A 25,794-nucleotide genomic window follows, 5' to 3' on the forward strand; every position below is an offset into this window, starting at 1 on the left:
AAACTATGTTATTTAAATTATCACGTCATAGTATGAAAAAGATGTTAAAAGATTATATGGTTTTACTTATTGGTCTCGTTATTAGCATTAGTATTTTTTACATGTTCCAAACGATGGCGATGAATAGTGAATTTACGAAGGATAATAGTCTTATTAGTAGTATTAGACTCGTATTCTGGGTAGGTGCAATACTATTATCTTTCATTACTGTATTTTATATTATATATGCCAACTCTTTCTTACTCACATTAAGAAGAAAAGAACTCGGTATGTACATGATGCTTGGTGCAAAAAAGAAAAAAGTAGCACAGTTATTATTTATTGAAACATTCGGTATGGGGATTGTCAGTATTATTATCGGTATTTTAGTAGGGATGTTACTTGCAAGTGTAGCAGGAAACTTTTTAATGAATGGAATGGAAATTTCAGCAAAAGGTAGTTATGCATCTGTATACACACCAGCAATTTTAGTTACAGCTATTTTCTTCTTAATACTATTTTTCATTACTGGCTTAATGAACAGTGTCCGATTGTTACGTAAAACTGAACTAGAGTTAATTCGTGAAGATGAAACACTAGATGAAGTGAAGAAAAGTAAAACTCGCATTATTATAATGACAGTACTTGGTGTATTACTAGTAAGTATAGGGTACTATTTTATGATCAATGTAAAAATATATGCTGAATTAGGTTTTATTATAGCAACCATCGTTACAACACTTGGAACATATTTTATCTTTAGTTCATTACTCCCATTTTTTGTGATGAAAATTAAGGGGAATAAAAAACGAAATGAAACTGGTCTAAATAGTTTTACATATGCACAGCTACGCTTTCGAGTAAATAGTTTATCGAGAGTATTAGGTACTGTAGCGATGTTAATTGCATTAGGGGCAGGTGCGATGACGGCAGGTATGGCTTTCCAAAAAAATGTAGGTATTATGACAGACTTTTCTCGTGTATATGATGTTGTAATTCATGATCCGAATGATCAAGACAAAGCTGCCTTGAAAGAAATGGAAATTGTTGAAGAAAGCAAGTACAAATATAAAGTAGATGGAGAAGCGGTTTATTATTTACGTAACGACTTAACTGCGAAACCACCACTTGTTTCAGACCATTTTGATACAAAAACGTTAAAAGAACCTGTTCGTAAACGTGTGACTGAACCTTTAACAGAACCTATATATTCAGCTTTAGAGGCTCCTGAATTAGTAAAATTCCCTCGTATGCCAAAGGATTGGGAAGACGCAGTTGTAAGAGAGATACAAATTACGCATAATCAATTTAACGGAAAACCAGTAAGAATTGCAGACGAAGAGCATTATAAAGGAATTCAAGGAACAGAACACACTGTAACATTAGCAAAAGTAGATGATATGAAAAAATATAAACTGTTATTGATCGAAATAGACAAGAGACAAAAAGCACAAATTGAAAAAGTAACAGGTGAAAAGGTAGACTTATTTACGAAAATGACAATTTATCAGTTTATGAACAGCTTCATGAGCGGAACAATGTTTATGGGATTTTTCCTCGGAATTGCCTTTTTAGCAATGATGGCGAGTTCCCTTATGTTCAAAATATTAACAGGTGCTTCTCGTGATGTACGCCGTTATGAAATGTTACGAAAAATCGGTGTAAGACGTAGCATGTTAACGAAAAGTATATATAAAGAAATTTCATATTTATTTATCTTCCCAGCGATCATTGGCATTTCTCACGTTTTAGTAGGGCTTAACTTATTCAGCTTTATATTAGTTGACCCGTTTGTAAAAGTGTGGGTGCCAATAGGAATTTTCTTAGTCATTTATTTCATTTATTACTGGATAACTGTTCAACTTTATAAAGGTATGGTAATGCCGAAAGAAGAGGTAGCTAAATAGTTTATGAAAAGAGTCCTTGTGTTGAGAATAAGGGCTCTTTTTTATGTTTTTTATTAAGAAGGAAAAGATTGGATAATGGTCGAAAAATATAATGTAACTTCCAATAAATGACTAAAACAGTACTATTTTGTCGAGAGAAAGGATACGAAGTATGAAAGAAATGCTACAGTTATTTCGCAACAAAGTGTATGCACGTTTTTTTCTAGCAAATATTTTAGAGCGACTCGGTTCTATGATTGCTGGAATTTCTTTAATGTTTTATTTGCTAGATCAATACGGAAAACAACCAGTTTACGCAACGATGACACAAATTATGATTGCATTACCTGCATGAATCTTTTTTCTATTAGTAGGGACAGTAGTGAATCGTTTTGATAGACAACGTATATGTACAGTAAGTAACATATGTTGTTCGCTCTGTAATATTGGAATCCTAATTTCGCTTTATTACGGGATGATTATACTTGTCTTTATATTTTTATTTTTGGAAAATGCATGTATACAATTTTTCTCTCCATCAGAACAATCGATGATACAGGGAGTAGTTGAATCAGACCAATACGGTGCAGCAGCGGGTATTAATCAAATGGTAAATAGTTTGTATGCTTTGTTTGGTGTAGGAATTGCAACGATGGTGTACTGGACTTTTGGAATTTATGGGAGCATTTTAGTAAATACACTTACTTTTATTACGAGTGGTATTTTGATTCAAACGATCTCCATTCCAGAAAAAGTTCGTTTACCAAATGGTAGAACAAAATGGAAAGAAGTTAATTTGAAGATGTTAATAACAGAGTTTAAAGAAGGGATTAGGTATATATACCAAAATGAAACTTTAAAAAAATTACTTTTGGGATTTATCGTGTTTGGTTGATTATTTTTTGTTACGTGTTTATTCCAAGCTATTTTACTAAGTGGGAAAAAGCGAATTCAAGGTATGGTTGAAGATGTTTGTTTTTTCTGAATATTCTTTTTTAAAGGGGTAATAGTTATGTTGATGCGAACTGCTAAGTGGTGTGGGATTACTTGTTTACAATTATTCGCTGCAATTCTATGTATAATCTGTTTAGGTGCGCTCCCTCGATTATTTAAGGGATTACAAATTGATTTAATTGGTTTTTGGAACACGATTGTGTTTATTGGAGGAAAGTTACTCCAACCTTGGGAAATTACATATGGATTTCGAGATTCGAGGAAATTATTTCTGCAAATATGGATTCATTATTTAGAGACAATGTTTGTATTTATTTCGGCATTTTTACTGTCATTACTTATTGCGTATGTTCTCGTTGTGTGGGTATTACAACGGTCTCAATCAAAGCAACGAATGTGGAATGGGATTTTTGTTGTACTTGAAAGCATCCCAGATATTTTAATAATTTTATTATCGCAACTTCTAGTCGTAATAATCTTTCAAAAGACAGGCTTTATGCCAGTAAAACTAGCGGGGATTGGGGAGGAAAGGGCTCGCCTATTGCCAATAATATGTCTAACTTTGCCTACAACACTATTATTTATTAAGCTACTACTATTACGTTTCAGAGAAGAATTAGAGAAAGATTATAGTATATTTGCTAAAAGTAAAGGGCTTAGTTTACGACATATTTTAACAAATCATATTTCAAGAAATGTTTTGTTAACAACAATCTATTATGCAAAAACAAATATTTTATTTATGTTATCAAATTTATATATTATTGAATGGATATTTAATACGTACGGTATGTTTGTTTTTGTAAAAGAAAATTCGAAATTAGAAATATTTACAGTAAGTTTAATTATATTATACGTACCGCTTTTTATACTATTTCGTTTATTACATACGTTTTTACAAAATGTAATAAAGGAGCGTGTTTAGCATGTGGCAAGTTGTAAAAAGAGATGTGAGATTTTGGTTTGGTGTTACTTTTTTAAGCGTACTTATGATTGTTAGTATTGGAAATACTTTATTTTTCGATGGGAATATCCGTGAACTTACGATGATGTATAACGAAAAAGGAGAACTAGAGGCTGCTCCATTTTCACCGTCGAATAAATTTTGGTTCGGTAGTGATGAGAAAGGACGCGATCTTTTCCAGCTAATAATAGAAGGAGCGAAATGGACAGTTGGTGCGAGCGTAATTATAGCGATTCTACGAGTTATAGTTGGAGGAGGTATTGGTTTGCTTCTTGGTATGTATAGCAAACGTTCTTTTCCAGTTATAGCATCTTTTTTTGATCCGTTCAGCATTGTACCTATGGTTATGATTTCTTTTTTTGTGTTAAAGGAAGTTTTAGTGTTTGAAAATGGGACAGTACCAGAGCCGTTTCATTTAAGGGTAATATTTCAAATGGTTATCCTTACGTGTTTAGCGGTACCAACAATTATGTTATATACAGCGCAGGAAGTCCGTCGGATAAAAAGAGAAGAATTTATGATGGCAGCAACTGTGCTTGGGGGCAGTAAATGGCATAGAGTGAAAAATCACGTATGGCCACACGTATTACCATCATTTTTTTTACTTGTTGCTCAACAATTTGTGAGTACTTTATTACTTCTCTTGCATCTTGGCTTGTTAGAGTTATTTTTTGGTGGAACAATTATCTTTGGTACAGAGGCAGATAGTGTAACAAAAGAATGGACCGGCCTAATTGGTCAAAACTTCCGTCATTTAACTACTCATACATGGATTGTACTTATACCGATTGCTTTTTATAGTATGACAATTTTAGCTGGAAATCTAATTAGTAATAGCATGCAAGATGCGATTAAGTTAGGAAATGTGAGAAAGCTAGAGAGGGAAAGTAAAGAATTACAAGTAGAGAAACAAGTACAACCAACTATGAATGACTTTTCTTTTTATAGAGAGATACAAAAATAAAAAAGATAGCTGAAGACAAATTGTTTTCAGCTATCTTTTTTCGTTTAAAGTGGAGGTAAATCAATCTTACCTTCTTCAAATAATTCTTTTATCATATGCTTCGTATAACCAGCGGCTTGACCAAATGTGATTTTTGCTGGCATTGGTGCTTCGTTAGCATCTACAACTACATCAATAATACACGGTTTATTTTGTTTTACTGCATTTTCGAAAGCGGGAAGGAGTTCATCTAAATTCTCAACACGGTATCCAATACCTCCACACGCCTCTGCATATTTTGCAAAATCAGGGTTCGTTAAATCTGTTTCGAATTCGATATTACCCATAACTTCTTGCTCGAATTTAATCATCGCAATTTTATTATTGTTTAATACGACGACAACGATTGGCAATTTATATTTTACAGCTGTTACGAAGTCATTCATCGTCATTCCAAATCCGCCATCACCACAAACTGCAAATACTTGTTTATCCGGGAATGCAATTTTTCCAGCAAGAGCACCAGGTAAACCGCAACCAAGTGTTGCGAGCCAGCTAGAAATGACAAATTGCTGGTTTGTCATACGGAAGTGTCTTGCGGTCCATACTGTTACATTTCCGACATCGACTGATAGAATTGCGTCATCATGTGCTACTTGCTGCAGAGCATGCATAACGCGTTGTGGTTTAATTGGAATGGAAGAGTCTTCTTCTTGATCGTGTAATTTTTCTTCCCACTTTTTCATCATTTCTTGGTGATGTTCTAAGAAGGAATGGTCTGTGTGTTCTTCAACATTTTCAATTAACCATCGTAATGTTTTATCAGCATCACCAGCTAAACCAATATCTGTCGCATAACGTTTCCCGATTTGGGCAGGATCTGTATCGATATGAATTGTTTTTGCTTTTTCAGGTAAGAAGCCGGTGAACGGATAAGAAGTACCGACCATAATTAAAGTATCTGCATGCTTCATTGCTTCATAAGAAGGTTTCGTTCCAATTAATCCTAATCCACCAATACAAAGAGGGTGTTCATCAGGAATAATTCCTTTAGCTGGTAATGTAAGTACGATTGGAGCACCAATATGTTCTGCCAATGCAAGTAAAGATTCTCTCGCATGTTTTGTTCCTTTTCCAGCTAAAATCACAGGCCTTTTCGCTTCATTTATTGCGAGTTTCGCTGCATCTAAATCGTTTTTTTGTGGAAACAACTCAGGCAAAGTAAAAGAAGTATTTGTAACACGGGCACCATTTTTTACTTCGAATTTAGGGACATCATCTGGAATTGTAAGAACGGATACACCTTTTTTCGTATAAGCCATTCGAATTGCTTGATTCACTACGGCAGGTAGTTGCTCTGCTGACATAATACGCTGGTTATAAACCGCAACATCATCAAACAATCTTTCTAAATTTACTTCTTGGAAAAAGTCCGTTCCAAGTAAATCGGTTTCTACTTGACCTGAAATTGCTAGAACAGGGGCTTTATCGAGTTTCGCATCATATAAACCATTTAATAAATGAATAGCACCAGGTCCTGCAATTGCCATACAAACGCCAAGTTTTCCTGTTAATTTCGCATAGGCAGCCGCTGCTAATGCACCAGCTTCTTCATGGCGAACTTGAATGAATTTAATTTTATCTTGTTTTTTTCTTAAAGCTTCAATGATAGAATTAATGGAATCTCCAGGCATGCCGTATATGTGTTCTACTCCCCAGTCAATTAATAAATCAACTAATGCTTCACCGGCTGTTTTCCCAAACATAATTGTTCCTCCTTATAATAGGTAGATAACATTATGTTTTGGAAAAATAGGAAAAATATACAAATAAGAAAATTTATCTGGTTATTTGTAATCCAAGAATCAGTGTGGGAGGAACAAAAGTTTCACTTTAGCAACTTTAATGATGACCAGCGAATAAAGTGAACACTGTTATTAGTAAAAAACCACTAGTTGCCCACATTAGAAATGTAAGGAAAGAGAGCTGTTTCTTAGCTTTCCAAAGCATTTCATGAATTGTGACATATCCAAGTGAACCAATAGCACTTCCCATAATGAGGCCTTGCAGGTGAAGAGCTTTTCCTTCCATCAAAATGCCAAAAACTGTGCCAGTACCGAGAATAAGAGAAAGTAATAAAGTTGTTAATAAAAAGGAAATATATTTATGTTTTGTAAAAAGAAATGGAATAATTAAAGCTAATCCTTCTGGAATATGGTGAACGACGATTGCTATTAAAAAGGGAATGGCAGAGTCATTATGATTTATAAAAGCTGTACCTAACGCAAATCCACTCGGTATATTATGAATAAATATAGCGAAAGAGAGAAAAAGAAAGGTTTGCCATGCTTGTTGATCTTTTTTATGTATCATTGGATGGTGACAATAGTTATCTAATAAGCCCATAACTAAAATACCGATAGCTATACCAAGTATAGGTCCAATCATTTCATAGCTTGAAAATGTTTCAGGAATAATTTCAAGTGACAATAACCCAAACAAAATACCGCCACATAATGCGTATAAACGATGCATCTTTTCTTCAATGAGTTGGCGTGTTGCTACTCCAACAGCACCGCCTAATAGCAATCCACCGAACGAAAAAAATGTTACAATCATTGGGATCCATAAACGTTCCATAGTATCACACTCCGATTCTATTCCCTTATTTTTAGCTTACGAAAAGAAAAGTTAGATTAGTCCAAGTAATTGTGTTTGAGTATAGAGAAAAAAGTAGTGATTCGTTATAATCTATATATTAAACTTAAGTGAGGAAATGAAAAGGGGAATTGGTTATGCAACAAATTAAAAAAATAGGAAACTCATTTTGGTATATGACACCTGTTTCTGAAACAGATAGACCTATATTAGGAATGGTTGTTGGAAAAGAAAAAACGTTAATGATCGATGCAGGGAATTCAGAAGAACATGCACAATTATTTTTAGAAATGTTAAAAGAACAAAATGTATCAAATCCTGATTTTGTAGCACTAACGCATTGGCATTGGGATCATATTTTTGGATTATCTGTATTACGGAATGCATTAACTATTTCGCACGCTGAAACGAAAAAAGAAATGCAGACAATAGTATCTTATGAATGGACAGATGAAGCGTTGGATGCACGCGTAAAAGAGGGTACTGAAATTGAATTTTGTGCGGATTGCATCAAGAAAGAGTTTGAAGAAAAAGCGAGAAATATTAACATTATTCCTCCGGCCTTAACGTTCCAGGATCAAATGGAATTAGATCTTGGTGAGGTGACATGCGTGTTAAAACATGTGGGCGGAGATCATGCACATGATTCAGTTGTTATGTACATAAAAGAAGAAAAGATATTGTTTTTAGGGGACTGTATATATGCAGATATTTTTTCCTCGAAGTGGAACTATACGACGAAAAGAACGTTTGCATTAATAGATGAATTAGAAAACTTTGATGCTGAGACATATATTCTTTCTCATGGGGAAGCGATAAATCGAGAGGAGTTTTTACAAGAGATTCGCTTGTTAAAAGCAGTAGGAACTTATACAGAAGCTCATAAGGGCGATGAAGAGAAGATAAAGGCAGCGTACAAACAAGAACTAGATAGAGAATTAAATGAAGATGAGTTAGAAACAATAACGTATTTTGTCAATGGTTATGAAATGAATAATCTGTAAGACACTACATTAATCAAATATAATTAAATTGCACAAAAAGAGTATTGAAATTTAATTCAATACTCTTTTAAATATTAAGTCCCAAGCAATTTCTAAATTTTTTGGCTGGTTCATCATCTGGATTTATACCACTTTCAAAACTGGTAGTGAAAGATAACCACTGCCAATCTTCGCATCCTACAAAAGCTACTCTTGACCAATTCTCAATGAATTCAATGAAATTATTCGCAATCTTATACCCATGTCCTTCTCCATCGTCGTGGCTTAGGTAAATTATTGGAGCATCTATATCATCTTTCATATCAAATGCTAAATAATCTCCATTTCCCACTTCACAAAATGCTAATTTGTTGTGCCAAACTACATCATATTCATCATCTAAATTTGAAAAAAACTCGTCAACCAAGTCTTTACGTTCTTTTTCGAATTTAGAAAGACTTTCTAAACTCCAGTGGGGTGTTCCGCAAAAAATATCAGTAAATTCATTTGGTAGCTCTACATCGTCAGGTAAAAACCAGCGTAAGCTAAAATTTCCTGAGAACTCTAAAAGTACTTTTTTGAAGCTATTTGGTAGTTTAATATCCAGTTTTTCTTCTACTTGGATTATTTGTTCAAGGGAAGATGGTTCATCTATATAAACTTCTTGAACTTCACCACCTATGTATTTAATTCTAGAAGTTATAATTTCTATTCGTTCTTTTAGTAACTCATAATCCATCTTATCACCTCATGTTATATTAATTAAAGTATATCATTCTTAATAAATTTTTTTCGTGTTATTGAGGTTTCAAGTAGCAGCTTTTTTAGCTAATTTAGTAATATATTCAAAGAAAACATCGTGTTTTACATCGTAAACGACATTTACAGGTCGTCCATTAGTAGTTTCCTCTGTACGTCCTTGGCTTGGTCCGTATGTATGAACAATACTATTAATTGTTTCAGTTTTTGCAAGGTTAGTGTTTCCGACAAGCGCGGTAGTTAGTACATCCCATAAATAGTAGGTAGAGTTCGTTGAGAAGTGAACGAGAGGGGGAACCATTGCATAGCATTGACCAAGGAAATCCATACCAATATACTTTCGTTCTTTTGCCCACTGTTCACGTATGTTTATAGTTAACGGAACTTGGTTTGTACTTTCTAGTGTCACTAAGTCGATTTTAATTTGTGCATCCCATACACGAGCCACTGCTTCAGGGTCCCAAAACGAATTCCACTCAGCTGTTCCATCATGCTCTGGTTCATGTACATTGCCTGCTGTAAGAAATGTACCACCCATCCAAACGAGACGTTCAATTTTATCTTCGATGATGGGAGTTTCATATAATGCACGAGCAAGGTCAGTTAGGGGCCCGGTAAATAATAAAGTTGTTTTTCCTTCCGTTTGTAGAAGTGTTTCTATTAAATGGTGATGTGCAGGCTTTGCCACCACGGGTGTTACAACTTTTCCAGACTCATTTAAAATTGGTAAAGCATCTACATAAAATGCATGCATCCGCCAGTCTTTCGGAAACGGGTTTTGCCCGCGAGAGTTTGAAGCGGCTACGGCAATATTACCTTTGCCGAAACGATCGATAATTTTACGACTGGCAGACATTGCGGGTTCTAAATAGCAGTCTGCTGGGATAACAGATACACCGGTAAGTTCAACGTTTTCCATTTGAAGTAATAAAAATAATGAAATTAAATCATCTACGCCGCCATCATGATTGAAGTACACTTTTTTCTTCATTGTAATCTCCATCCTATATGATTTAGTTAGAAATTAAATATGAATTGAGGAGAAGTCATCAATAATTTCCACCACTTCAATTTCTCCATTAATCAGTAGCTCAGGAAGCTCATTTCTAATATTTCCTTTCCAATACTCTCTAGCTTGTTCGATTTTTTGAGAAAAAGGAATACCATCTTCTTTCGGTAAAAGATTCCAGTCACCTTCAAAAGAACTTCCGATTACTCGTAGTTTAACAATCTGCAAAACTTCTCGATTGTAAGAATCAAATAGCGCTCTCCATTTCAAAGCATCCTCATAGCTTTTAGCAGCGTATAAACAAGATAATCTGGAAGGGTATTCAGGGAATTCTTGTAGTCTAACCATTTCTACAATTGTTTCTCTAACTGCTCTAATTGTTTGATCCATATAATTCATAACTACTTTAGCATTTTCATTATTTATATGTAATTCGTTATTTTTATAGTGTTTATTTAAAATTTGTATGCCATCTTCACCATTAGCATTTAATTGTTCTCTTTCAAAAAAGAAATGGTATAGAGTATTGTGTTGATTTTTGTTAAAAGGAATGATTTGTCCGATATGCATTTTTTTCCTTGTTACGATGTGATATGCGTAAAATTCTGCTTCATTCATGGTTATCCTCCTAGTAATAATGTAATGCAATGTTAAATTTAGTAATTCAACATTGAAATATATAAAACCTTTATAAGTAAAAGTGAGAATTTGAGTTGAAAGTAAAGAAAATACATGAAAACGTTTTAAATTTGTTCACAAAATGTTCACTTACGAAGGGGGGGTCAATGTCGATATAATGACAAAGACTCAAAGAGAGAGGATGATGAAATTTGCCAACAACAAGAAAGGAAAACCTCCAATTTGGCATGATGATGTGCCTTGGAATGGTTATCGTAATGACGTTTTACAATTTACTAATGAATGAAACAGGAGGATCAATTTATATTAAAGAGATTGCATTAGAACTATTAATTGGCTTTATTATTGCGCTATTAATTGAAATATTTATAGTTGGACCTTGTGCGAAAAAAATTGTATTCATGTTGCCATTTGATAAATCTAAGAAAATAAATATTATCGTTGCAATGGCGACAACTATGGTAATTGGAATGGTGTTCTTTATGTCATTTTTCGGTATGGCTATGATGCATTTACATGGTGGACTAAAAGGAGATTCATTTGTTTCAATTTATTTTTCGATTTTTATTAAAAATTTCATAATGGCATATCCATTACAATTAATTATTATGGGACCGCTTGTACGTTTCTTATTTGCAAAGTTTGTTATGAAAAAGAAATCTTTTAATGTAGCGTAATTTAAATTTATAAAACTTTATATATGAATAATTAACATAAACACATCTCGCATTTTTGAGGTGTGTTTTTTGTTCATTCCAAGTTATTTTCATAGTGATGTGACATTTGTCCTTTTGCGATTATAGGATGATGGTTTTTAATTAAGTCAGAAATAAAGGATGAGGAGATGATTTTTTGAAAGGTATTATATTTGCTGTTTTTGCGGGGATATTTATAACACTTCAAGGAACCTTTAATGCGAAACTTAGTTCACATATCGGTATATGGTCGACGAGTATTATAACCCATTTAATTGGATTCATTATTGCAACAACTGTATTTTTGTTAAAGAAAGAAGAGAAAGTAACAGATTTAAAGAGTGTGAAAAAAGTATATTTAGCAGCGGGTGCATTTGGTGGATTCATTATTTGTGCAGAAACGATGGCGATATATTCACTAGGAGTTACATTGACAGCTGGCACACTAATGGTTGCTCAATTGTTAACGGCAACAGTTATTGAAATGAAAGGACTGTTTCATATAAAAAAGATACAGATGGAGAGATATCATATTGTGGGAACAATAGTAATGATTATAGGTATTGTTGTATTTAATATGTAAATGAAAGGAGAAATGAATATGGAGGATAAATCAGCTTTAATTAAGCATTATTTGAGAACCAATAAAACGCTCGAGATTTTTTCAGAAATAGATACAGCTTATTTTCAATTAAATCACTTTGAAAAAGGCGAGCTTATTTGCAATATAGATGACGAAATGGATCGTTTATATTTTGTTGTTAAAGGTAAAGTAAAAGTTTACACGATTACACCTGAAGGGAAGAAACTAATCCTTCGCTTTATCAATCCATTGGCCATTGTTGGTGATATTGAATTAATTCAAAATAGCAAAGCACATAATGTCGTTGAGGCTTGTTCAGATGTTGTAGCAATCTCTATTTCTAATACGGTTATTAGAAACAAGTTATTACATGATCCTATATTTATGAAGTTCTTGCTTGAAAACATTGCCAACACGTTAAAAATATCGACTCGTTTTACTGCTCTTAATTTACTTTATCCTGTAGAAGTACGTGTAGCTAGTTATTTGCTTTCAATTTCAACAGATAGTAACGGGAATATGTATAAAGGGGATTTGGATGCAACTTCAGTAACGAGTATTGCAGATTTTATAGGGGTAAGTTATAGGCACGTAATTCGGGTATTACAAAGATTTTATAATGAAAAACTAATTGAAAAGAGTAATGGAGTTATTGTAATTAAAGATTTTTCTAGAATGAAGGAAGTCGCTAAAGATAATATATATGAGCAATGAAAGGGAGAGGAAGATTTTGATTGGATTTAGTTTAGCTATATTAGCAGGAATATTAATTAGCGTACAATCTGTTTTTAATGCAAAAGTAAATGAAAATGTAGGACAGTGGTTAACAACTACATGTGTCCTTGGAATAGGTCTCATTAGTTCTATTCTATTTTATATCATTACAGAAAACAGTATTAACATTAAAGTGTATACTACAAATTATTTGTTTTATGTAAGTGGGTTGTTTGGTATCGGGTTAATTATTTGTATAATGGGTGCAATAAAGAGCTTAGGTCCAGCATATACGGTGTTAATTAGTATTATTACTCAATTGGTCGTTGCGTTATGCATTGATACATTCGGATTATTTGGAATGGAGAGTGTTCCATTACAAGTAAATAAATTAGTTGGTATAGGTTTATTAATTGTGGGAGTAGGAATTTTTAAAAATCTATTTTTGAATAAGAAAGCTATTCATATAAATGAGGATAGTGTCTAAAGAATATAAAGGGGAAAAGTGTAAATGGTCAGAACTTATACATTTAGATAGTAATAAGTGAGCGATGAGGAGAGAGGATAAATGAATCAGTTAATGTTGCAAGATGGTATACACTATTTGAAAATCAATGGGATTATGCATTGGTGTAAAGTTGCAGGGACAGCTCATAATACAGTCCCTCTTATTATAGTACATGGTGGTCCAGGTGGTAATCATTATGTATTCGAAAGAACGCTTGGTTTGAAGTTAGAAGGAAATATGACTGTAGTTTATTACGAACAAAGAGGTTGCGGACGAAGTGAGGCACCACAAGATGACGGTGAGTACTCAATCAATACTCTAGTCGAAGATTTAGAGGAATTAAGAAAGCAATTACATGTAGAGAAGATAAATTTGTTAGGATATTCTTTTGGTGGACAAATTTGTTTAGAGTATACTTTGAAATATCCAAAAAATGTTGAACAAATGGTATTGCAAGCACCATCGTTAGATGATTTTAATGATATGTATACTGTGCAGATAGAAGGTTTTCTACAAGTAACGAAAGGGGAAATGAAAGAACAAATATTGATAATAAGTAAGTCAGAAATTCCTTTAAAAGAAAGGTATAATCAAGTTTGGAGTATAGTTGATACAAAAGCTGTAGATCGACTATTGTTTAAAAATGAAGAATTTGCAAAGCTAAATCGGAGTCTTTGGGAGGAAAGTCAGTTAAGTAATACAGGGAAGATGAGCAAAGTTATTTTTGGAACAAAAGCATCTTTACCGCTTATTGAGCGTATTAAAGGTTTAGAAATTGATACGTGTGTCATAGTTGGAGCGCATGACTATAACACGGGTGTAGGAATGAGTTATAGAATAACGAGACAATTGAAAAATGGTAAACTTGTTATATTTGAAAATAGTGGACATTTCCCAGATATCGAGGAGATGGATAAAGTCTGTGAAACGATTATTGAGTTTTTGGAATAAAAGGGGGATATTAAGGTCGAACCGAATTAATAGAGTTGAATTGGCTATTGGGATATTAAATCATGTAATATGCTAATTGTTTACTTGTAATTGAGGAAGAATCAATTAGTGTATTTGGAAAATAAGTAAAAAAGATCTCGTAAGGTGGAGGTCTTTTTTACTTATTATTTAATATTTTGAACTTATATGAACTGAAGTAGAAGAGTATGATAAGCACTTTCAGGGAACGAGAATATAACCGAAAATAAAATATTACTAAACGTATATAACTAATGAATACAATGTCTTTTTCGGTTATTATGTTGTAAATAATTTTATGATAAAATCTTTTACATAATGAAATAAAGGGGTAGTATTCTATGGGTTATTTCTCAAATGGTTTATTAGTTTTGTTTGTGCTAATCGTATGCAGTTGTATATTTTTTGGTTAATAATATAATGAGAGTCTTATATAAAAAGAAGTTATCTTAAGTGAGATAACTTCTTTTTATTTTATATTGAGAAGGAATTCTATCTTTCTTATTGAAGTTTGTTCTAGTTATTTTTACATCGATCAGATTTGTGTAAAAGGAATTTTATGAAATATAAACAAGCCAGAGAATAGGGAGTATTTACATGGAAAATAGTATACGCTACACAAGTGAACATCCTACAGATTTTAATGGATTATTATCCTTATACGAATCTTTAGGATGGAATTCTCTTAAATTAACGGTTAACGAGTTAGAACGAATGTGTAAGCAAAGTTGGTATGCAATTTATGTTTTTGATGATAAGAGGTTGGTAGGGATGGGGCGTGTCATATCAGATGGAGTCATAACAGGCATTATTTGTGGAGTTGGTGTATTGCCAAAATATCAGTCTAGTGGCATCGGAAAAGAAATAGTGAAACGATTAATCCAGCACTGTGAACAAAACAAGGTTATTCCACAACTTATGTGTGTAGAAAAGTTGCAATCTTACTATGAATCTATAGGGTTTGAAGCATTCTCTATTGGGATGACAAAACATATTATAAGATAGAGGTGCTTTATCCCGCTATTTGCCGGGTAGTAAAACCCCCACTGATTAAAGTTTCACTTTATATTTTCAGTTTACTCGTACATATTTTCAAACTTCAACATAAAGGAGAATGGCTGTATGGAGATTGCTAAAGGGATAGAAATGTTACAACTTGAATTTCAAGAATTTGTTATTCATCCAATTCTTTTATGGAATGATGAAATGGCAGTATTAATAGATACGGGTTTCCCAGGACAAATTGAAGATATACAAGTAGAGATGGAAAAGGTTGGGGTATCATTTGATAAGTTAAAAGTCGTGATTTTGACGCATCAGGATATTGATCATATAGGTAGTCTTCCGGAGTTGTTGCAGCGCTGTCGAAGTAATATTAAAGTTTATGCGCACGAACTAGATAAGCCATATATCGAGGGGGATTTACCTTTATTGAAGGACGGAAATATAGAGAACCGACCAAAAGGAAAAGTGAGTGACACTGTGATTGACGGGCAAGAACTTCCGTATTGCGGTGGAATACTAATTCTCCATACTCCAGGGCATACTCCGGGGCATATTAGTTTATATTTGAAACAAAGTAAAATTCTTGTCGCTGGAGACTCGATGTATAGTGTGAATGGAGTGTTAGGAGGAGTTCATGCCCCAACAACTTTAAATATTATGGAAGCACGGCAGTCTTTGAAGAAGTATTTAAATCTAGATATTGAATCTGTAGTTTGTTACCATGGGGGATTAAGTAAGGAGAATATAAATGTTCAACTTCAAAATTTGTAAAAGGTAAAGATAATAATTTTTTAATAATGGATGCTAAAGTGTAGTCTAATTGTTGGTATATAAATAAAACACTTAAATGATAAAAAAGCATGTTTGAAAAAATTCAAACATGCTCTTTTATTAAAGCAAATTAGTTTAATATGAATGACCTAATCCGTTCCAATAAAAAGAAACGATTTCTTGTACTAATTCATCTATATTTGCAAGAATAGGATTGTGATTTTCATCTTTAAAATTCCCAATAGATAATAAAGATACGAAAGCATGAGCCGCAAATTTAGCGTTTCCTTTCGGAATTTCTCCGATGTGCATCGCATTATCGAGTGCTTTTTCTAGTACTTCATACATATTATCTTCAGCATTTTTTAATTGTTTCAATTGTTCTTCAGATAACGACAGTTTTGCATCTTTCATAAAATTTTTCATATCAATATCCATCGTTGCGTGTAAGTAAACTTTAGCGAAGTCTAATAATCTTTCTTCTAAAGTTTTGTTTGTAGAGAGTATTTGAGACATATTCTCACGTATACGTACCATCATTTCGATCATAGTAGCGGTAAATAAATCGGCTTTTGTTGAATAGTAATAGTAGACAGTTGCTTTCGTAACACCACAAACTTTTGCGACCTCATCCATAGAAACGACTTGATAATTTTGTGTAAGAAATAAGCGGGTTGCTACTTCTAAAATGGTTTCTTTTGTAGATTTTGTATTTTTATTTTGACGCGGCCTTCCGAGAGGACGTTGTTTTTGTTCCAAATACATTCGCTCCTGACATTTATGATTGAGATAATTATAACATAATTTTCAATCATTCTTGATTAATTAACCGACCAGTATATATAATTAATAATGGAGGAAAAAAGGAAGGTGGGTTTTTATGAAAAAGCACCCGTTACATATGTTAGGGAGGCTTGTAGCAGGGAGAAATACGCAGTGGATCACTTTATCGGTGTGGGTTCTTATTACATTATTACTTTCATTTACGTTACCACAAGTAAACAGTACGAAAGAACCGAATCCGAAAAATTTACCTGAAACAGCTATGTCACAGCAAGCGGAAGCACTTATGAAAAAAGAGTTTCCGAATAATGCAGGGAATCCATTGTTAGTAGTATGGTATAGAGATGGTGGATTACAGTCACAGGATTATAAACTCATACAAGATGTTTATAAAGAGTTAAAAGCTAGTCCTTTAAAAGAACAATCAACGTTACCACCATTTGATACAATCCCAGAGCAAGTATTATTAAAAAGTGCGTCAAAAGATGGTACATCATTTGTTACACCGGTATTTTTTAATAAATCTGCTGGTACGGATATATTAAAAGGAAATCTTGAAGAGTTTAGAAAAATAGTGAATAGTAAGGTGGATGAAGATCCATTTAAACAAAAAATAAGTGAATCTGGTTTACATGTTCGATTATCAGGACCTGTAGGTATTCAAACGGATGCAGTTAGTTTATTTAGTCAAGCAGATGTGAAATTGTTAGTGGCTACTGTACTACTAGTGTTAGTTTTGTTAATTTTACTGTATCGTTCACCAATTTTAGCGATTTTACCTATACTTGTTGTTGGCTTTGCATACGGTATTATTAGTCCTACACTCGGTTTTTTAGCTGATCACGGATGGATTAAAGTAGATGCCCAAGCGATATCAATTATGACAGTATTATTGTTTGGCGCTGGAACGGACTATTGTCTATTTTTAATTTCGAGATATAGAGAGTACTTGTTAGAAGAAGAAAGTAAATATAAAGCATTACAACTTGCGATTAAAGCTTCTGGCGGTGCAATTATAATGAGTGCATTAACTGTTGTACTTGGATTAGGAACATTACTACTTGCTCATTATGGAGCCTTTCATCGATTTGCAGTACCATTTAGTGTTGCTGTATTTATAATGGGAATCGCTGCTTTAACGATTTTACCAGCACTATTATTAATATTCGGTAGAATTGCATTTTTCCCGTTTATACCGAGAACAACTTCAATGAATGAGGAGTTTGCAAGAAAGAAAAAGAGGGCTGTAAAAGTTGAAAAATCAAAAGGCTCCTTTAGTAAAAAACTTGGAGATATTGTAGTACGAAGACCGTGGACAATAATTATGCTAACTGTATTTGTATTAGGCGGATTGGCTTCATTCGTACCACGTATTCAATACACATATGACTTATTAGAGTCGTTTCCAAAGGATATGCCTTCTCGTGAAGGGTTTACGTTAATTAGTGATCATTTCTCAGCTGGTGAACTAGCACCAGTAAAAGTTGTTGTTGATACGAAAGGCAAAGAGCTTCCTATTAAACAAGAACTAGAGAAATTTTCTTTCGTAAATACAGTGAAAGAGCCAAAAGAGGGAAAAGAAAATAAGCAAATACAAATGTATGAAGTTTCTTTAGCGGAAAATCCATACTCAATTGAAGCGTTAGATCAAATTCCTAAATTGAAAAGTAATGTAGAAAAAGTATTAAAAGATGCTGGGATTAGTAATGCTGAAGAGCAATTGTGGATTGGTGGAGAAACAGCTTCATTATATGATACAAAGCAAATTACGGAACGTGATGAATCAGTAATTATTCCAGTAATGATTAGCATTATCGCTTTACTATTACTTGTCTATTTACGATCGGTTGTTGCGACGATTTATTTAATTGTAACTGTTGTCCTATCATTCTTCTCAGCGTTAGGAGCAGGATGGATATTACTTCATTACGGTATGGGAGCGCCGGCCATTCAAGGTGCGATACCGTTGTACGCATTCGTATTTTTAGTTGCTTTAGGTGAAGATTATAATATCTTTATGGTTTCAGAAATATGGAAAAACAGAAAGACACAAAATCACTTGGATGCAGTAAAAAATGGTGTAATACAAACAGGTAGTGTTATTACATCGGCAGGTTTAATTTTAGCAGGAACTTTTGCTGTGTTAGGTACACTTCCAATTCAAGTATTAGTTCAATTTGGTATTGTAACTGCAATTGGCGTATTACTAGATACGTTTATCGTAAGACCGTTACTTGTACCCGCGATTACAGTAGTTTTAGGTCGATTTGCTTTTTGGCCAGGTAAACTTTCAAGAAAGAGTGAAGAAATACAAAAGGTGGATGCATAGTGAAAAAAGCCAAGGATATTTCCCTTGGCTTTTTTCAATGTAGTTAATTAATTTTTTGAAGTCAAATCATCAGCTGCAGCGTGATCAGCATCTTCAATTGTTGTTTCGGGCATTCCGTATAAGCCGTTCATTGCTTGTTCTTCAATAGTAAGGTTTGCAGTATTATTATTTTGAATAGATGTAGTATTTTCAGTAACATTTTCTTTTTTATTCATATTTTTGTCATTCATGTATGTATCCTCCAAATTTCATTTGATTTATCTATAGTATGTGGATGGATTTCCAGAAATATGTGAATTGATTCTTACATATGTTATATAATTAAATAAATAATTAGGGTCAAATGTATAAACTGTTAGGAGTGAACAATTATGGTGAAAGCAAGGGAATTAGCCTTCTAAAATAAAAAGAAAATTTTAGGAGGCTATTAGAATGAAGTTTCATGTAATTGATAGAGAAGATTGGAATAGAGAGCAGCATTTTGAGCATTATTTAAAGTTGAAATGTACATTTAGTATGACTGTGAATGTTGATATCACGATGTTATTAGGGGAAGTATATCAAAAGGGAATAAAATTTTATCCCGTTTTTATATATTTAATTTCTAGAGTAGTAAATAATCATAAAAAATTTCGAACATGTTTTAACGATGAAGGAGTTGTAGGCTATTGGGAGGAAATGATACCGAGTTATACAATCTTTCATAAAGATGATAAGTCTTTTTCAAGTATATGGACGGATTATTCAAGTGATTTCCGCACTTTTTATAATAATTATGAAGACGATATGAGATGCTATGCTAATGTTCATGGTCTTTTCACGAAAGAAAATATTCCGCCTAATGTATTTCCGATTTCTAGCATACCTTGGATTAGTTTTACTGGATTTAATCTTAATATTAATAATGATGAAAATTTTCTATTGCCAATTATAACTTGTGGGAAATATTTTAACGAAGGAAACAAGGTTATGCTACCAGTTTCATTACAAGTACATCATTCGGTTTGTGATGGATATGATGCGAGTCAATTTATAGAAGATTTACAGCAGTTAAGTAATACTTGCAACGAGTGGCTTAAGTAATATCTAATTTTTAATTATATAAAGTGAAACTTTAATCAGTGGGGTGTCAGCCCCCGCTGATTATTAGCCCGACCCCCACCTAACTTCTTTGCTTTCGCTGAATTTTGAGGTGGGGGTCCTACTGCCCGGCAAATAGCGGGATAAAATTGAAAATGAATAAAAGAAGAGAACATGTTTATATTACATGGTCTCTTTTTATTATTCATTAATATTAAGCAATCGTGGAAAATATAGGGTGATTTGTAGTTTAATAGTAAAGAGGGTGATTAGTGTTAATTTTCTTTGTTTTTAAAAAATTAAGGATATAAATGTTTTAATAGGGGGTAATAAAGTGAATTGATAATTATGCCATTCACAAAAATGGTTGGTTTGTAATAATGAAGGGGAAAACGAAAATGACGAAAATATCTATAGAAAAAGCTACAATTTTAGATGCTGAGAAATTAACAGAAATAATGAAAAGAACATTTGATGCAGAAGCAAAACAATGGCTATACGGCCAAGATGATGTCATTGATTATAACATTCAACCGCCAGGATATTCTTCAGTTGAAATGATGGAATATTCCATTGAAGAATTGGATTCTTTCAAAGTTGTAATGGATAAAGAAATAATCGGAGGGATAATAGTTACGATTTCTGGTAAGTCGTACGGTCGAATTGATCGTATTTTTGTAGATCCTGTTTATCAAGGAAAAGGAATTGGATCACATGTTATGAAATTAATAGAAAAGGAATATCCGAACATAAAGATTTGGGATCTCGAAACATCTAGTAGACAAATTAACAATCATCACTTTTATAAAAAGATGGGTTACCAAATGATTTTTGAATCGGAAGATGAGTATTGTTACGTGAAAAGAATAAAAACAAGCTCAAACAAAGCGAGTGTAGTTACAAATAAAGATATGAAAAATAGTCAATACGAAAACTGTAATTTAGCAAATACAGAGTATTATCAAGTGAATTTAAAAAACAGTTCATTTGTTGGTAGCAATATAATGAATATGAATATGAGTAATTGTAATGTAAGTCAATCCAAGTTTAGAAATATAAATTTTAGAAGGTCATCATATGCAGATTTAAATCTTTCTGGCAGTAAATTTAATTTGGTGACTTTAGGTGGAGTGCAATTTAAAAATACAAGTCTCGGAGATGCGAAGGAACCTATTGTATTCGATAAATGTGATTTGGAAGGTAGCACTATAAGTAATAGTAATCTGAAAAATATTGAAATAGAAAATTGTGATATAGTCGGCATGAAACTAAATGGTATTCTGATTGAAAATTTGCTTGATTTATATAACAAGGTGAAAAGTTAACCAAATCCATATAGTCGTTAATATTTTTGGAAATTAAGTATTATATCGAAATAATTATGTAAAAATGACATAAAGAAATACGGGCGAGAAGGTCATTCGTGAACGTTTCTAGAATACACACAAATATATTGTTATTTATATGGAGGAGAGAAAGATGGGAATCAACGTTAGAGCAGTAGAAATACAAGATGCTAGAGCAATTCATCGTATATGTATACAGGATGACGTTTTACCGTATATGGTTTTCTTACCTAGCATGCGTGTAGAAGCTATGGAAAATAGAATTCGAAATTTAGCACCAAATCAATTTGAATTTGTTGCAGAATATGATGGAGAAGTTGTTGGGTTTGTAGGTTTAACACAAAGTCCGGGCCGAAGATCTCATTCAGGCGATTTATTCATTGGAGTAGACAGTGAATATCATAATAAAGGAATTGGGAGAGCACTTCTTATGAAGATGCTTGATCTGGCTGATAATTGGTTAATGTTAGAGAGAGTAGAACTAGGTGTGTTAGAAACGAATCCAAAAGCAAAAGCTTTATATGAAAAATTTGGATTTGTAGAAGAGGGAGTAAAGATAGGGAATTTGAAAGCTCATGGAAAGTTTATTAATGAAATTATGATGAGTCGTTTTAGACCGAATGGTTTAATTGTACATAATGAATAGTTAAAAGCATGACAGTATACTGTCATGCTTTTTTATTAGAACTTGGCTGCAATAAAAATAATACTAAACCAATAAAAATAACGGTAATTCCTAGTCCTTGTTGTAAAGAAATGGTCTCATGTAATATAAAGTACGCTAGTATACAAGTGCCAATTGTTTCACCTAAAATACTCATTGAAATTACAGTAGCACCCATCCATTTTAATAACCAATTAAAAATGGTTTGTCCTAAAATTGTAGCAATGAAAGCTAATCCAATAAAGCACAACCAAGTTTGTGTAGAGTAATGGATGAAAGATTCTTGTTGCATGAAAGCAAATATGCCAAGAAAGCCAGCACTACTTCCATAACTAATTACTGAATAGGGTATAAGTGACAAATCTTTACGAACGTGTTGGCTAATGAAAAAATAAGCAGTAATGATACCGGCAGCAATAAATGCTAAAATATCTCCATATAAAGCTTCTCCACTAATTTGGAAGTCTTGCCAGCCAATGATGATACTACCTGAAATAGCGATGAGGCAACCAATAACCGCTCCTTTCGTAAATCTTTCCTTAAATAAAAAATAACCACCAATCATTGAGAACAAAGGTTGTAACGTTACGATAACTGTAGAGCTTGCTACAGAAGTATATTGTAATGATTCAAACCATAGTACATAATGTGCAGCTAAAAATAGCCCAGATATGAATCCGAATGTCCATTGTTTTTTCGTTAAAGTTTTTAGCTCATTTCGACTATTTTTATTAAATAGTAATAACGGTAATAGGATCAGTGTGGCAAAGAATAATCGGTAAAAAGCAATGATTGTCGCAGGAGCATCTGCCAATTTTACAAAGATTGCTGAAGTTGATAAGGCGAATACACCAAAAAATAAGATGAAATATGAAAGAATAGGTGATTTCAAAGTTTGTCCCTCCGATAGAGTGTTTATTATAATAAACTTAATACGATATAATGTACAAAGGTAAGTATATAAGTCCTGGAGATAATAGGAAAGGATTATTTGCCTTTGTTTAGTATGTCAGCACAAAGACAATGAAATATGCATTATGATGGATGAAAGGAAGTTTTACTATGATACATGATAGGCTTGGACAAACAGTATTAAGTTATCGTAAGAAAAATAATATGACAATTCGTGAATTCGCTGATTATGCAGGGATTAGTACATCACTAATTAGCCAAATTGAAAGAGGACATGCTAATCCTTCTTTAAATGTTTTGGAGTTAATTGCAAAAGCATTAAATGTACCGCTGTTTACACTTTTTATTAATGATATCGATACAGATTCGCTCATTTCTAAGAAAAAAGATCGAAAAAAAGTATATCGGGAAAACAATGATCACATTGTATATGATGTATTAACACCTGATTTTATGAAAGCACGTATTGAAATGTTAATGATGGATTTAAATAAACGAGCAAACACAACAGAAAGCCATTATTCCCATGAAGATAAGGAAGAGATTGCTGTTATTATGAAAGGGGAAGTGTACGTAGAATTGGAGGGAAAAGAATATTTTTTAGAAGAAGGCGATGTTGTACGTATTCCACCGAATGTGAAGCATCGATTTTTGAATAAAAGTGATGAATCGAATCACATTTTATTTGTACTGACACCATCTTTAGGATGAAAATATAGTGATTTTTATTAGGGGTGAAAGAAAATGGAAAAAAGTATTTTGAAAGGCGGCTTAATCTAGTTTCTTTTTTTGTTAGTAGTATATTATTTTTTCAAATATGTAAGATTTTACATGCGTATTTTACTTTTACTAATTATGTAAGTAGGCTATACTGAAATACATACATTTTATTTTTGGAGAGATGTAAAACGACATGGAACTAGCGAAATTGGAAAAAGTAATTGAAATAAAAAAAGAAGAACTTTTATATTTAGTATCGGATTATGGAATTCAACATGAAAAAGTATTGGCATTGAGTCAAGAACTAGATAAATTAATCAATTACTTTATGTTTTTAAAATAAAGAGAACTATGACGGGGTTTGTAAATGTTATAGTTCTTTTTTATTAGGTAATTAGACAATATATTCAAATATATTGTCTAATTTCTTACAGAATGCGCAACTTGCTAGTCGAATATAAGGACTTTTGGTTATAATAAAAAGGAATTATTAATTGTATCGGTTAGGAGCGCAGCACATATGAAAACAGTTGTTGTTATCGGTGGAGGTATAACGGGACTTTCTACTATGTTTTATTTAGAAAAATTAAAAAAGGATTATAATATCGCTTTAAATTTAATTCTTATTGAGAAAGAAGAGTATTTAGGTGGTAAAATCCATAGTGTGGAAGAAAAGGATTTCATTATGGAGTCAGGAGCGGATTCAATCGTTGCTCGTAATGAATATGTTATGCCACTTGTAAAAGATTTAAATTTAGAAGATGAAATGGTATATAATGAAACGGGTATTTCTTACATATATTCTGAAAACATGTTACATCCGATTCCTTCTGATACTATATTTGGGATACCGATGAGCGCCCGGTCGTTGTTTAGCAGTACGCTAGTCTCAACGAAGGGGAAAATCGTAGCTTTAAAAGATTTTATAACGAAAAATAAAGAGTTTACGAAAGATACATCACTTGCTCTATTTTTAGAAAGTTTCTTAGGGAAAGAGTTAGTGGAAAGACAAATTGCTCCCGTGCTTTCAGGTGTATATTCTGGTAAATTGAATGAGCTTACAATGGCATCTACATTACCATATTTACTGGATTATAAAAATAAGTATGGAAGTATTATTAAAGGTTTTGAAGAGAATAAAACACAATTTCAATCAGCAGGAAATAAAAAATTCGTATCATTTAAAGGTGGACTATCTACGATAATTAATCGCTTAGAAGAAGTGCTGACTGAAACTGTCGTAAAAAAAGGTGCTATAACGACGGCTGTAAGTAAACAAGAAGATCGATATGAGATTTCTTTTGCAAATCATGAAACAATACAAGCTGATTATGTTGTTTTAGCAGCTCCACATGATATAGCACAAACTTTATTACAGTCTAATGAGTTAAATGAGCAGTTTAATACATTTAAAAACTCATCTCTTATTAGTATTTATTTAGGATTTGACATACTAGATGAACAACTACCAGCTGACGGTACGGGGTTTATTGTAACGGAAAACAGTGATTTACATTGTGATGCTTGTACATGGACAAGTCGAAAGTGGAAACATACATCGGGTAAACAAAAATTATTAGTTAGAATGTTTTATAAGAGTACCAATCCGGTATATGAAACAATCAAGGATTACAATGAAGAAGAATTAGTACGAGTAGCTTTATATGATATTGAAAAGAGTCTCGGAATTAAAGGTGAACCAGAAGTAGTTGAAGTTACAAATTGGAAAGATTTAATGCCGAAATATCATTTAGAACATAATCAAGCGGTTCAAGCATTGCAAGAAAAAATGACAAATCTTTATCCAAATGTATATTTAGCTGGTGCCTCATATTACGGTGTTGGAATTGGTGCGTGTATTGGAAATGGAAAGAATATTGCCAATGAAATAATGGCTACATTAAATAAATAATACTGTAGAATAAATAAAAACTGTTCCTT

General features: G+C 32.8%; 26 protein-coding genes and 1 pseudogene. 19 read left to right on the top strand and 8 right to left on the bottom strand.

What is annotated here, in order from left to right:
- The first annotated feature begins 5 nt into the window (after positions 1–5).
- The 4 genes and pseudogenes from DN404_RS20610 to DN404_RS20625 all read left to right on the top strand — a co-directional run bounded on the left by DN404_RS20610 (position 6) and on the right by DN404_RS20625 (position 4,747).
- Positions 6–1,886 carry an FtsX-like permease family protein gene (locus DN404_RS20610; protein ID WP_006918597.1) on the top strand — a complete coding sequence of 627 codons (1,881 nt, stop codon included), beginning with the start codon at positions 6–8 and terminating at the stop codon, positions 1,884–1,886.
- 151 nt (positions 1,887–2,037) lie between these two features.
- Positions 2,038–2,757, top strand: a pseudogene (locus tag DN404_RS20615) (MFS transporter); the annotation flags it as partial.
- Between the two features lie 120 nt (positions 2,758–2,877).
- Entirely contained in the window at positions 2,878–3,744 is an 867-nt protein-coding gene (locus DN404_RS20620) for an ABC transporter permease subunit (RefSeq protein ID WP_149215392.1), read from the top strand.
- Between the two features lies 1 nt (position 3,745).
- A complete protein-coding gene (locus DN404_RS20625) occupies positions 3,746–4,747 on the top strand; it encodes an ABC transporter permease subunit (protein WP_000267878.1) in 1,002 nt (333 codons plus the stop codon).
- Positions 4,748–4,791: 44 nt separating this feature from the next.
- Here the strand turns inward: DN404_RS20625 and DN404_RS20630 are convergent, their stop codons facing one another.
- On the bottom strand, positions 4,792–6,492 hold the full coding sequence (locus tag DN404_RS20630) for a pyruvate oxidase (protein ID WP_000467225.1): 1,701 nt from the start codon (positions 6,490–6,492) through the stop codon (positions 4,792–4,794).
- A 136-nt stretch (positions 6,493–6,628) separates the two neighbouring features.
- On the bottom strand, positions 6,629–7,366 hold the full coding sequence (locus DN404_RS20635) for a ZIP family metal transporter (RefSeq protein ID WP_000440615.1): 738 nt from the start codon (positions 7,364–7,366) through the stop codon (positions 6,629–6,631).
- 155 nt (positions 7,367–7,521) lie between these two features.
- Between DN404_RS20635 and DN404_RS20640 the strand changes: the two genes are divergently transcribed.
- On the top strand, positions 7,522–8,388 hold the full coding sequence (locus DN404_RS20640) for an MBL fold metallo-hydrolase (protein WP_149215393.1): 867 nt from the start codon (positions 7,522–7,524) through the stop codon (positions 8,386–8,388).
- Positions 8,389–8,455: 67 nt separating this feature from the next.
- Here DN404_RS20640 and DN404_RS20645 read toward each other — a convergent pair whose 3' ends face one another.
- The 3 genes from DN404_RS20645 to DN404_RS20655 form a co-directional block, all read right to left on the bottom strand.
- On the bottom strand, positions 8,456–9,106 hold the full coding sequence (locus DN404_RS20645; protein ID WP_149215394.1) for an SMI1/KNR4 family protein: 651 nt from the start codon (positions 9,104–9,106) through the stop codon (positions 8,456–8,458).
- A 69-nt stretch (positions 9,107–9,175) separates the two neighbouring features.
- On the bottom strand, positions 9,176–10,129 hold the full coding sequence (locus DN404_RS20650; protein ID WP_113303728.1) for a nucleoside hydrolase: 954 nt from the start codon (positions 10,127–10,129) through the stop codon (positions 9,176–9,178).
- 21 nt (positions 10,130–10,150) lie between these two features.
- Positions 10,151–10,753: a DUF2441 domain-containing protein gene (locus DN404_RS20655; RefSeq protein WP_149215395.1), complete on the bottom strand. Its 603-nt coding sequence runs from the start codon at positions 10,751–10,753 to the stop codon at positions 10,151–10,153.
- Positions 10,754–10,965: 212 nt separating this feature from the next.
- On the opposite strand from DN404_RS20655, the gene DN404_RS20660 reads away from it, so the two are divergent.
- The 7 genes from DN404_RS20660 to DN404_RS20690 all read left to right on the top strand — a co-directional run bounded on the left by DN404_RS20660 (position 10,966) and on the right by DN404_RS20690 (position 16,019).
- The gene (locus DN404_RS20660; protein WP_016122471.1) at positions 10,966–11,451 is read left to right on the top strand and encodes a DUF2798 domain-containing protein; all 486 of its coding nucleotides are present in this window, start codon (positions 10,966–10,968) and stop codon (positions 11,449–11,451) included.
- Positions 11,452–11,626: 175 nt separating this feature from the next.
- A complete protein-coding gene (locus tag DN404_RS20665; protein WP_006918615.1) occupies positions 11,627–12,052 on the top strand; it encodes a DMT family transporter in 426 nt (141 codons plus the stop codon).
- 18 nt (positions 12,053–12,070) lie between these two features.
- Positions 12,071–12,766: a Crp/Fnr family transcriptional regulator gene (locus tag DN404_RS20670; protein WP_000389681.1), complete on the top strand. Its 696-nt coding sequence runs from the start codon at positions 12,071–12,073 to the stop codon at positions 12,764–12,766.
- A 16-nt stretch (positions 12,767–12,782) separates the two neighbouring features.
- A complete protein-coding gene (locus DN404_RS20675) occupies positions 12,783–13,253 on the top strand; it encodes a DMT family transporter (protein WP_088362940.1) in 471 nt (156 codons plus the stop codon).
- A gap of 81 nt (positions 13,254–13,334) precedes the next feature.
- On the top strand, positions 13,335–14,225 hold the full coding sequence (locus DN404_RS20680; RefSeq protein WP_149215396.1) for an alpha/beta fold hydrolase: 891 nt from the start codon (positions 13,335–13,337) through the stop codon (positions 14,223–14,225).
- 615 nt (positions 14,226–14,840) lie between these two features.
- Positions 14,841–15,248, top strand: coding sequence for a GNAT family N-acetyltransferase (locus DN404_RS20685; RefSeq protein WP_000431735.1), 408 nt, complete (start codon positions 14,841–14,843; stop codon positions 15,246–15,248).
- Positions 15,249–15,365: 117 nt separating this feature from the next.
- Complete coding sequence (locus DN404_RS20690) at positions 15,366–16,019, top strand: MBL fold metallo-hydrolase (protein ID WP_025709635.1); 654 nt, start codon at positions 15,366–15,368, stop codon at positions 16,017–16,019.
- A gap of 135 nt (positions 16,020–16,154) precedes the next feature.
- Here DN404_RS20690 and DN404_RS20695 read toward each other — a convergent pair whose 3' ends face one another.
- Positions 16,155–16,778, bottom strand: a complete 624-nt coding sequence (locus DN404_RS20695) for a TetR/AcrR family transcriptional regulator (protein WP_149215397.1) — start codon at positions 16,776–16,778, stop codon at positions 16,155–16,157.
- Positions 16,779–16,899: 121 nt separating this feature from the next.
- Here DN404_RS20695 and DN404_RS20700 point away from each other — a divergent pair, with 121 nt between their 5' ends.
- On the top strand, positions 16,900–19,131 hold the full coding sequence (locus DN404_RS20700) for an MMPL family transporter (RefSeq protein ID WP_088362942.1): 2,232 nt from the start codon (positions 16,900–16,902) through the stop codon (positions 19,129–19,131).
- A 47-nt stretch (positions 19,132–19,178) separates the two neighbouring features.
- Here DN404_RS20700 and DN404_RS20705 read toward each other — a convergent pair whose 3' ends face one another.
- A complete protein-coding gene (locus tag DN404_RS20705) occupies positions 19,179–19,361 on the bottom strand; it encodes a DUF4021 domain-containing protein (RefSeq protein WP_006918627.1) in 183 nt (60 codons plus the stop codon).
- A 202-nt stretch (positions 19,362–19,563) separates the two neighbouring features.
- Between DN404_RS20705 and catA the strand changes: the two genes are divergently transcribed.
- The 3 genes from catA (at position 19,564) to DN404_RS20720 (ending at position 22,203) form a co-directional block, all read left to right on the top strand.
- Positions 19,564–20,214, top strand: a complete 651-nt coding sequence (gene catA / locus DN404_RS20710; protein WP_149215398.1) for a type A chloramphenicol O-acetyltransferase — start codon at positions 19,564–19,566, stop codon at positions 20,212–20,214.
- A gap of 377 nt (positions 20,215–20,591) precedes the next feature.
- Positions 20,592–21,536 (top strand): GNAT family N-acetyltransferase, encoded by a 945-nt coding sequence (locus DN404_RS20715; protein WP_142384909.1) that lies wholly within the window; start codon positions 20,592–20,594, stop codon positions 21,534–21,536.
- Positions 21,537–21,690: 154 nt separating this feature from the next.
- Positions 21,691–22,203 (top strand): GNAT family N-acetyltransferase, encoded by a 513-nt coding sequence (locus DN404_RS20720; RefSeq protein WP_088362945.1) that lies wholly within the window; start codon positions 21,691–21,693, stop codon positions 22,201–22,203.
- 22 nt (positions 22,204–22,225) lie between these two features.
- On the opposite strand, the gene DN404_RS20725 is transcribed toward DN404_RS20720, so the two are convergent.
- Entirely contained in the window at positions 22,226–23,113 is an 888-nt protein-coding gene (locus DN404_RS20725) for a DMT family transporter (protein WP_044307221.1), read from the bottom strand.
- Positions 23,114–23,283: 170 nt separating this feature from the next.
- Between DN404_RS20725 and DN404_RS20730 the strand changes: the two genes are divergently transcribed.
- From DN404_RS20730 to DN404_RS20740, 3 genes are all read left to right on the top strand, one after another.
- On the top strand, positions 23,284–23,844 hold the full coding sequence (locus DN404_RS20730; protein WP_000581031.1) for a helix-turn-helix domain-containing protein: 561 nt from the start codon (positions 23,284–23,286) through the stop codon (positions 23,842–23,844).
- Between the two features lie 202 nt (positions 23,845–24,046).
- Entirely contained in the window at positions 24,047–24,196 is a 150-nt protein-coding gene (locus DN404_RS20735) for an aspartyl-phosphate phosphatase Spo0E family protein (RefSeq protein ID WP_000417698.1), read from the top strand.
- Positions 24,197–24,373: 177 nt separating this feature from the next.
- On the top strand, positions 24,374–25,765 hold the full coding sequence (locus tag DN404_RS20740) for a protoporphyrinogen oxidase (protein WP_000860337.1): 1,392 nt from the start codon (positions 24,374–24,376) through the stop codon (positions 25,763–25,765).
- Positions 25,766–25,794: the final 29 nt, after the last annotated feature.

Origin of the sequence: Bacillus sp. TE8-1 (assembly GCF_008368855.1) — a bacterium.
In the GTDB taxonomy this organism is placed as follows: Bacteria; Bacillota; Bacilli; order Bacillales; family Bacillaceae_G; genus Bacillus_A; species Bacillus_A cereus.

Coding starts and splice junctions, on each gene's coding strand:
- DN404_RS20650 (WP_113303728.1), bottom strand. CDS start 10,129: ATGGAGATTACAATGAAGAAAAAAGTGTACTTCAATCATGATGGCGGC.
- DN404_RS20735 (WP_000417698.1), top strand. CDS start 24,047: ATGGAACTAGCGAAATTGGAAAAAGTAATTGAAATAAAAAAAGAAGAA.
- DN404_RS20635 (WP_000440615.1), bottom strand. CDS start 7,366: ATGGAACGTTTATGGATCCCAATGATTGTAACATTTTTTTCGTTCGGT.
- DN404_RS20610 (WP_006918597.1), top strand. CDS start 6: ATGTTATTTAAATTATCACGTCATAGTATGAAAAAGATGTTAAAAGAT.
- DN404_RS20680 (WP_149215396.1), top strand. CDS start 13,335: ATGAATCAGTTAATGTTGCAAGATGGTATACACTATTTGAAAATCAAT.
- DN404_RS20625 (WP_000267878.1), top strand. CDS start 3,746: ATGTGGCAAGTTGTAAAAAGAGATGTGAGATTTTGGTTTGGTGTTACT.
- DN404_RS20645 (WP_149215394.1), bottom strand. CDS start 9,106: ATGGATTATGAGTTACTAAAAGAACGAATAGAAATTATAACTTCTAGA.
- DN404_RS20630 (WP_000467225.1), bottom strand. CDS start 6,492: ATGTTTGGGAAAACAGCCGGTGAAGCATTAGTTGATTTATTAATTGAC.
- DN404_RS20705 (WP_006918627.1), bottom strand. CDS start 19,361: ATGAATGACAAAAATATGAATAAAAAAGAAAATGTTACTGAAAATACT.
- DN404_RS20715 (WP_142384909.1), top strand. CDS start 20,592: ATGAAGGGGAAAACGAAAATGACGAAAATATCTATAGAAAAAGCTACA.
- DN404_RS20720 (WP_088362945.1), top strand. CDS start 21,691: ATGGGAATCAACGTTAGAGCAGTAGAAATACAAGATGCTAGAGCAATT.
- DN404_RS20700 (WP_088362942.1), top strand. CDS start 16,900: ATGAAAAAGCACCCGTTACATATGTTAGGGAGGCTTGTAGCAGGGAGA.
- DN404_RS20690 (WP_025709635.1), top strand. CDS start 15,366: ATGGAGATTGCTAAAGGGATAGAAATGTTACAACTTGAATTTCAAGAA.
- DN404_RS20670 (WP_000389681.1), top strand. CDS start 12,071: ATGGAGGATAAATCAGCTTTAATTAAGCATTATTTGAGAACCAATAAA.
- catA (WP_149215398.1), top strand. CDS start 19,564: ATGAAGTTTCATGTAATTGATAGAGAAGATTGGAATAGAGAGCAGCAT.
- DN404_RS20730 (WP_000581031.1), top strand. CDS start 23,284: ATGATACATGATAGGCTTGGACAAACAGTATTAAGTTATCGTAAGAAA.
- DN404_RS20655 (WP_149215395.1), bottom strand. CDS start 10,753: ATGAATGAAGCAGAATTTTACGCATATCACATCGTAACAAGGAAAAAA.
- DN404_RS20740 (WP_000860337.1), top strand. CDS start 24,374: ATGAAAACAGTTGTTGTTATCGGTGGAGGTATAACGGGACTTTCTACT.
- DN404_RS20640 (WP_149215393.1), top strand. CDS start 7,522: ATGCAACAAATTAAAAAAATAGGAAACTCATTTTGGTATATGACACCT.
- DN404_RS20685 (WP_000431735.1), top strand. CDS start 14,841: ATGGAAAATAGTATACGCTACACAAGTGAACATCCTACAGATTTTAAT.
- DN404_RS20620 (WP_149215392.1), top strand. CDS start 2,878: ATGTTGATGCGAACTGCTAAGTGGTGTGGGATTACTTGTTTACAATTA.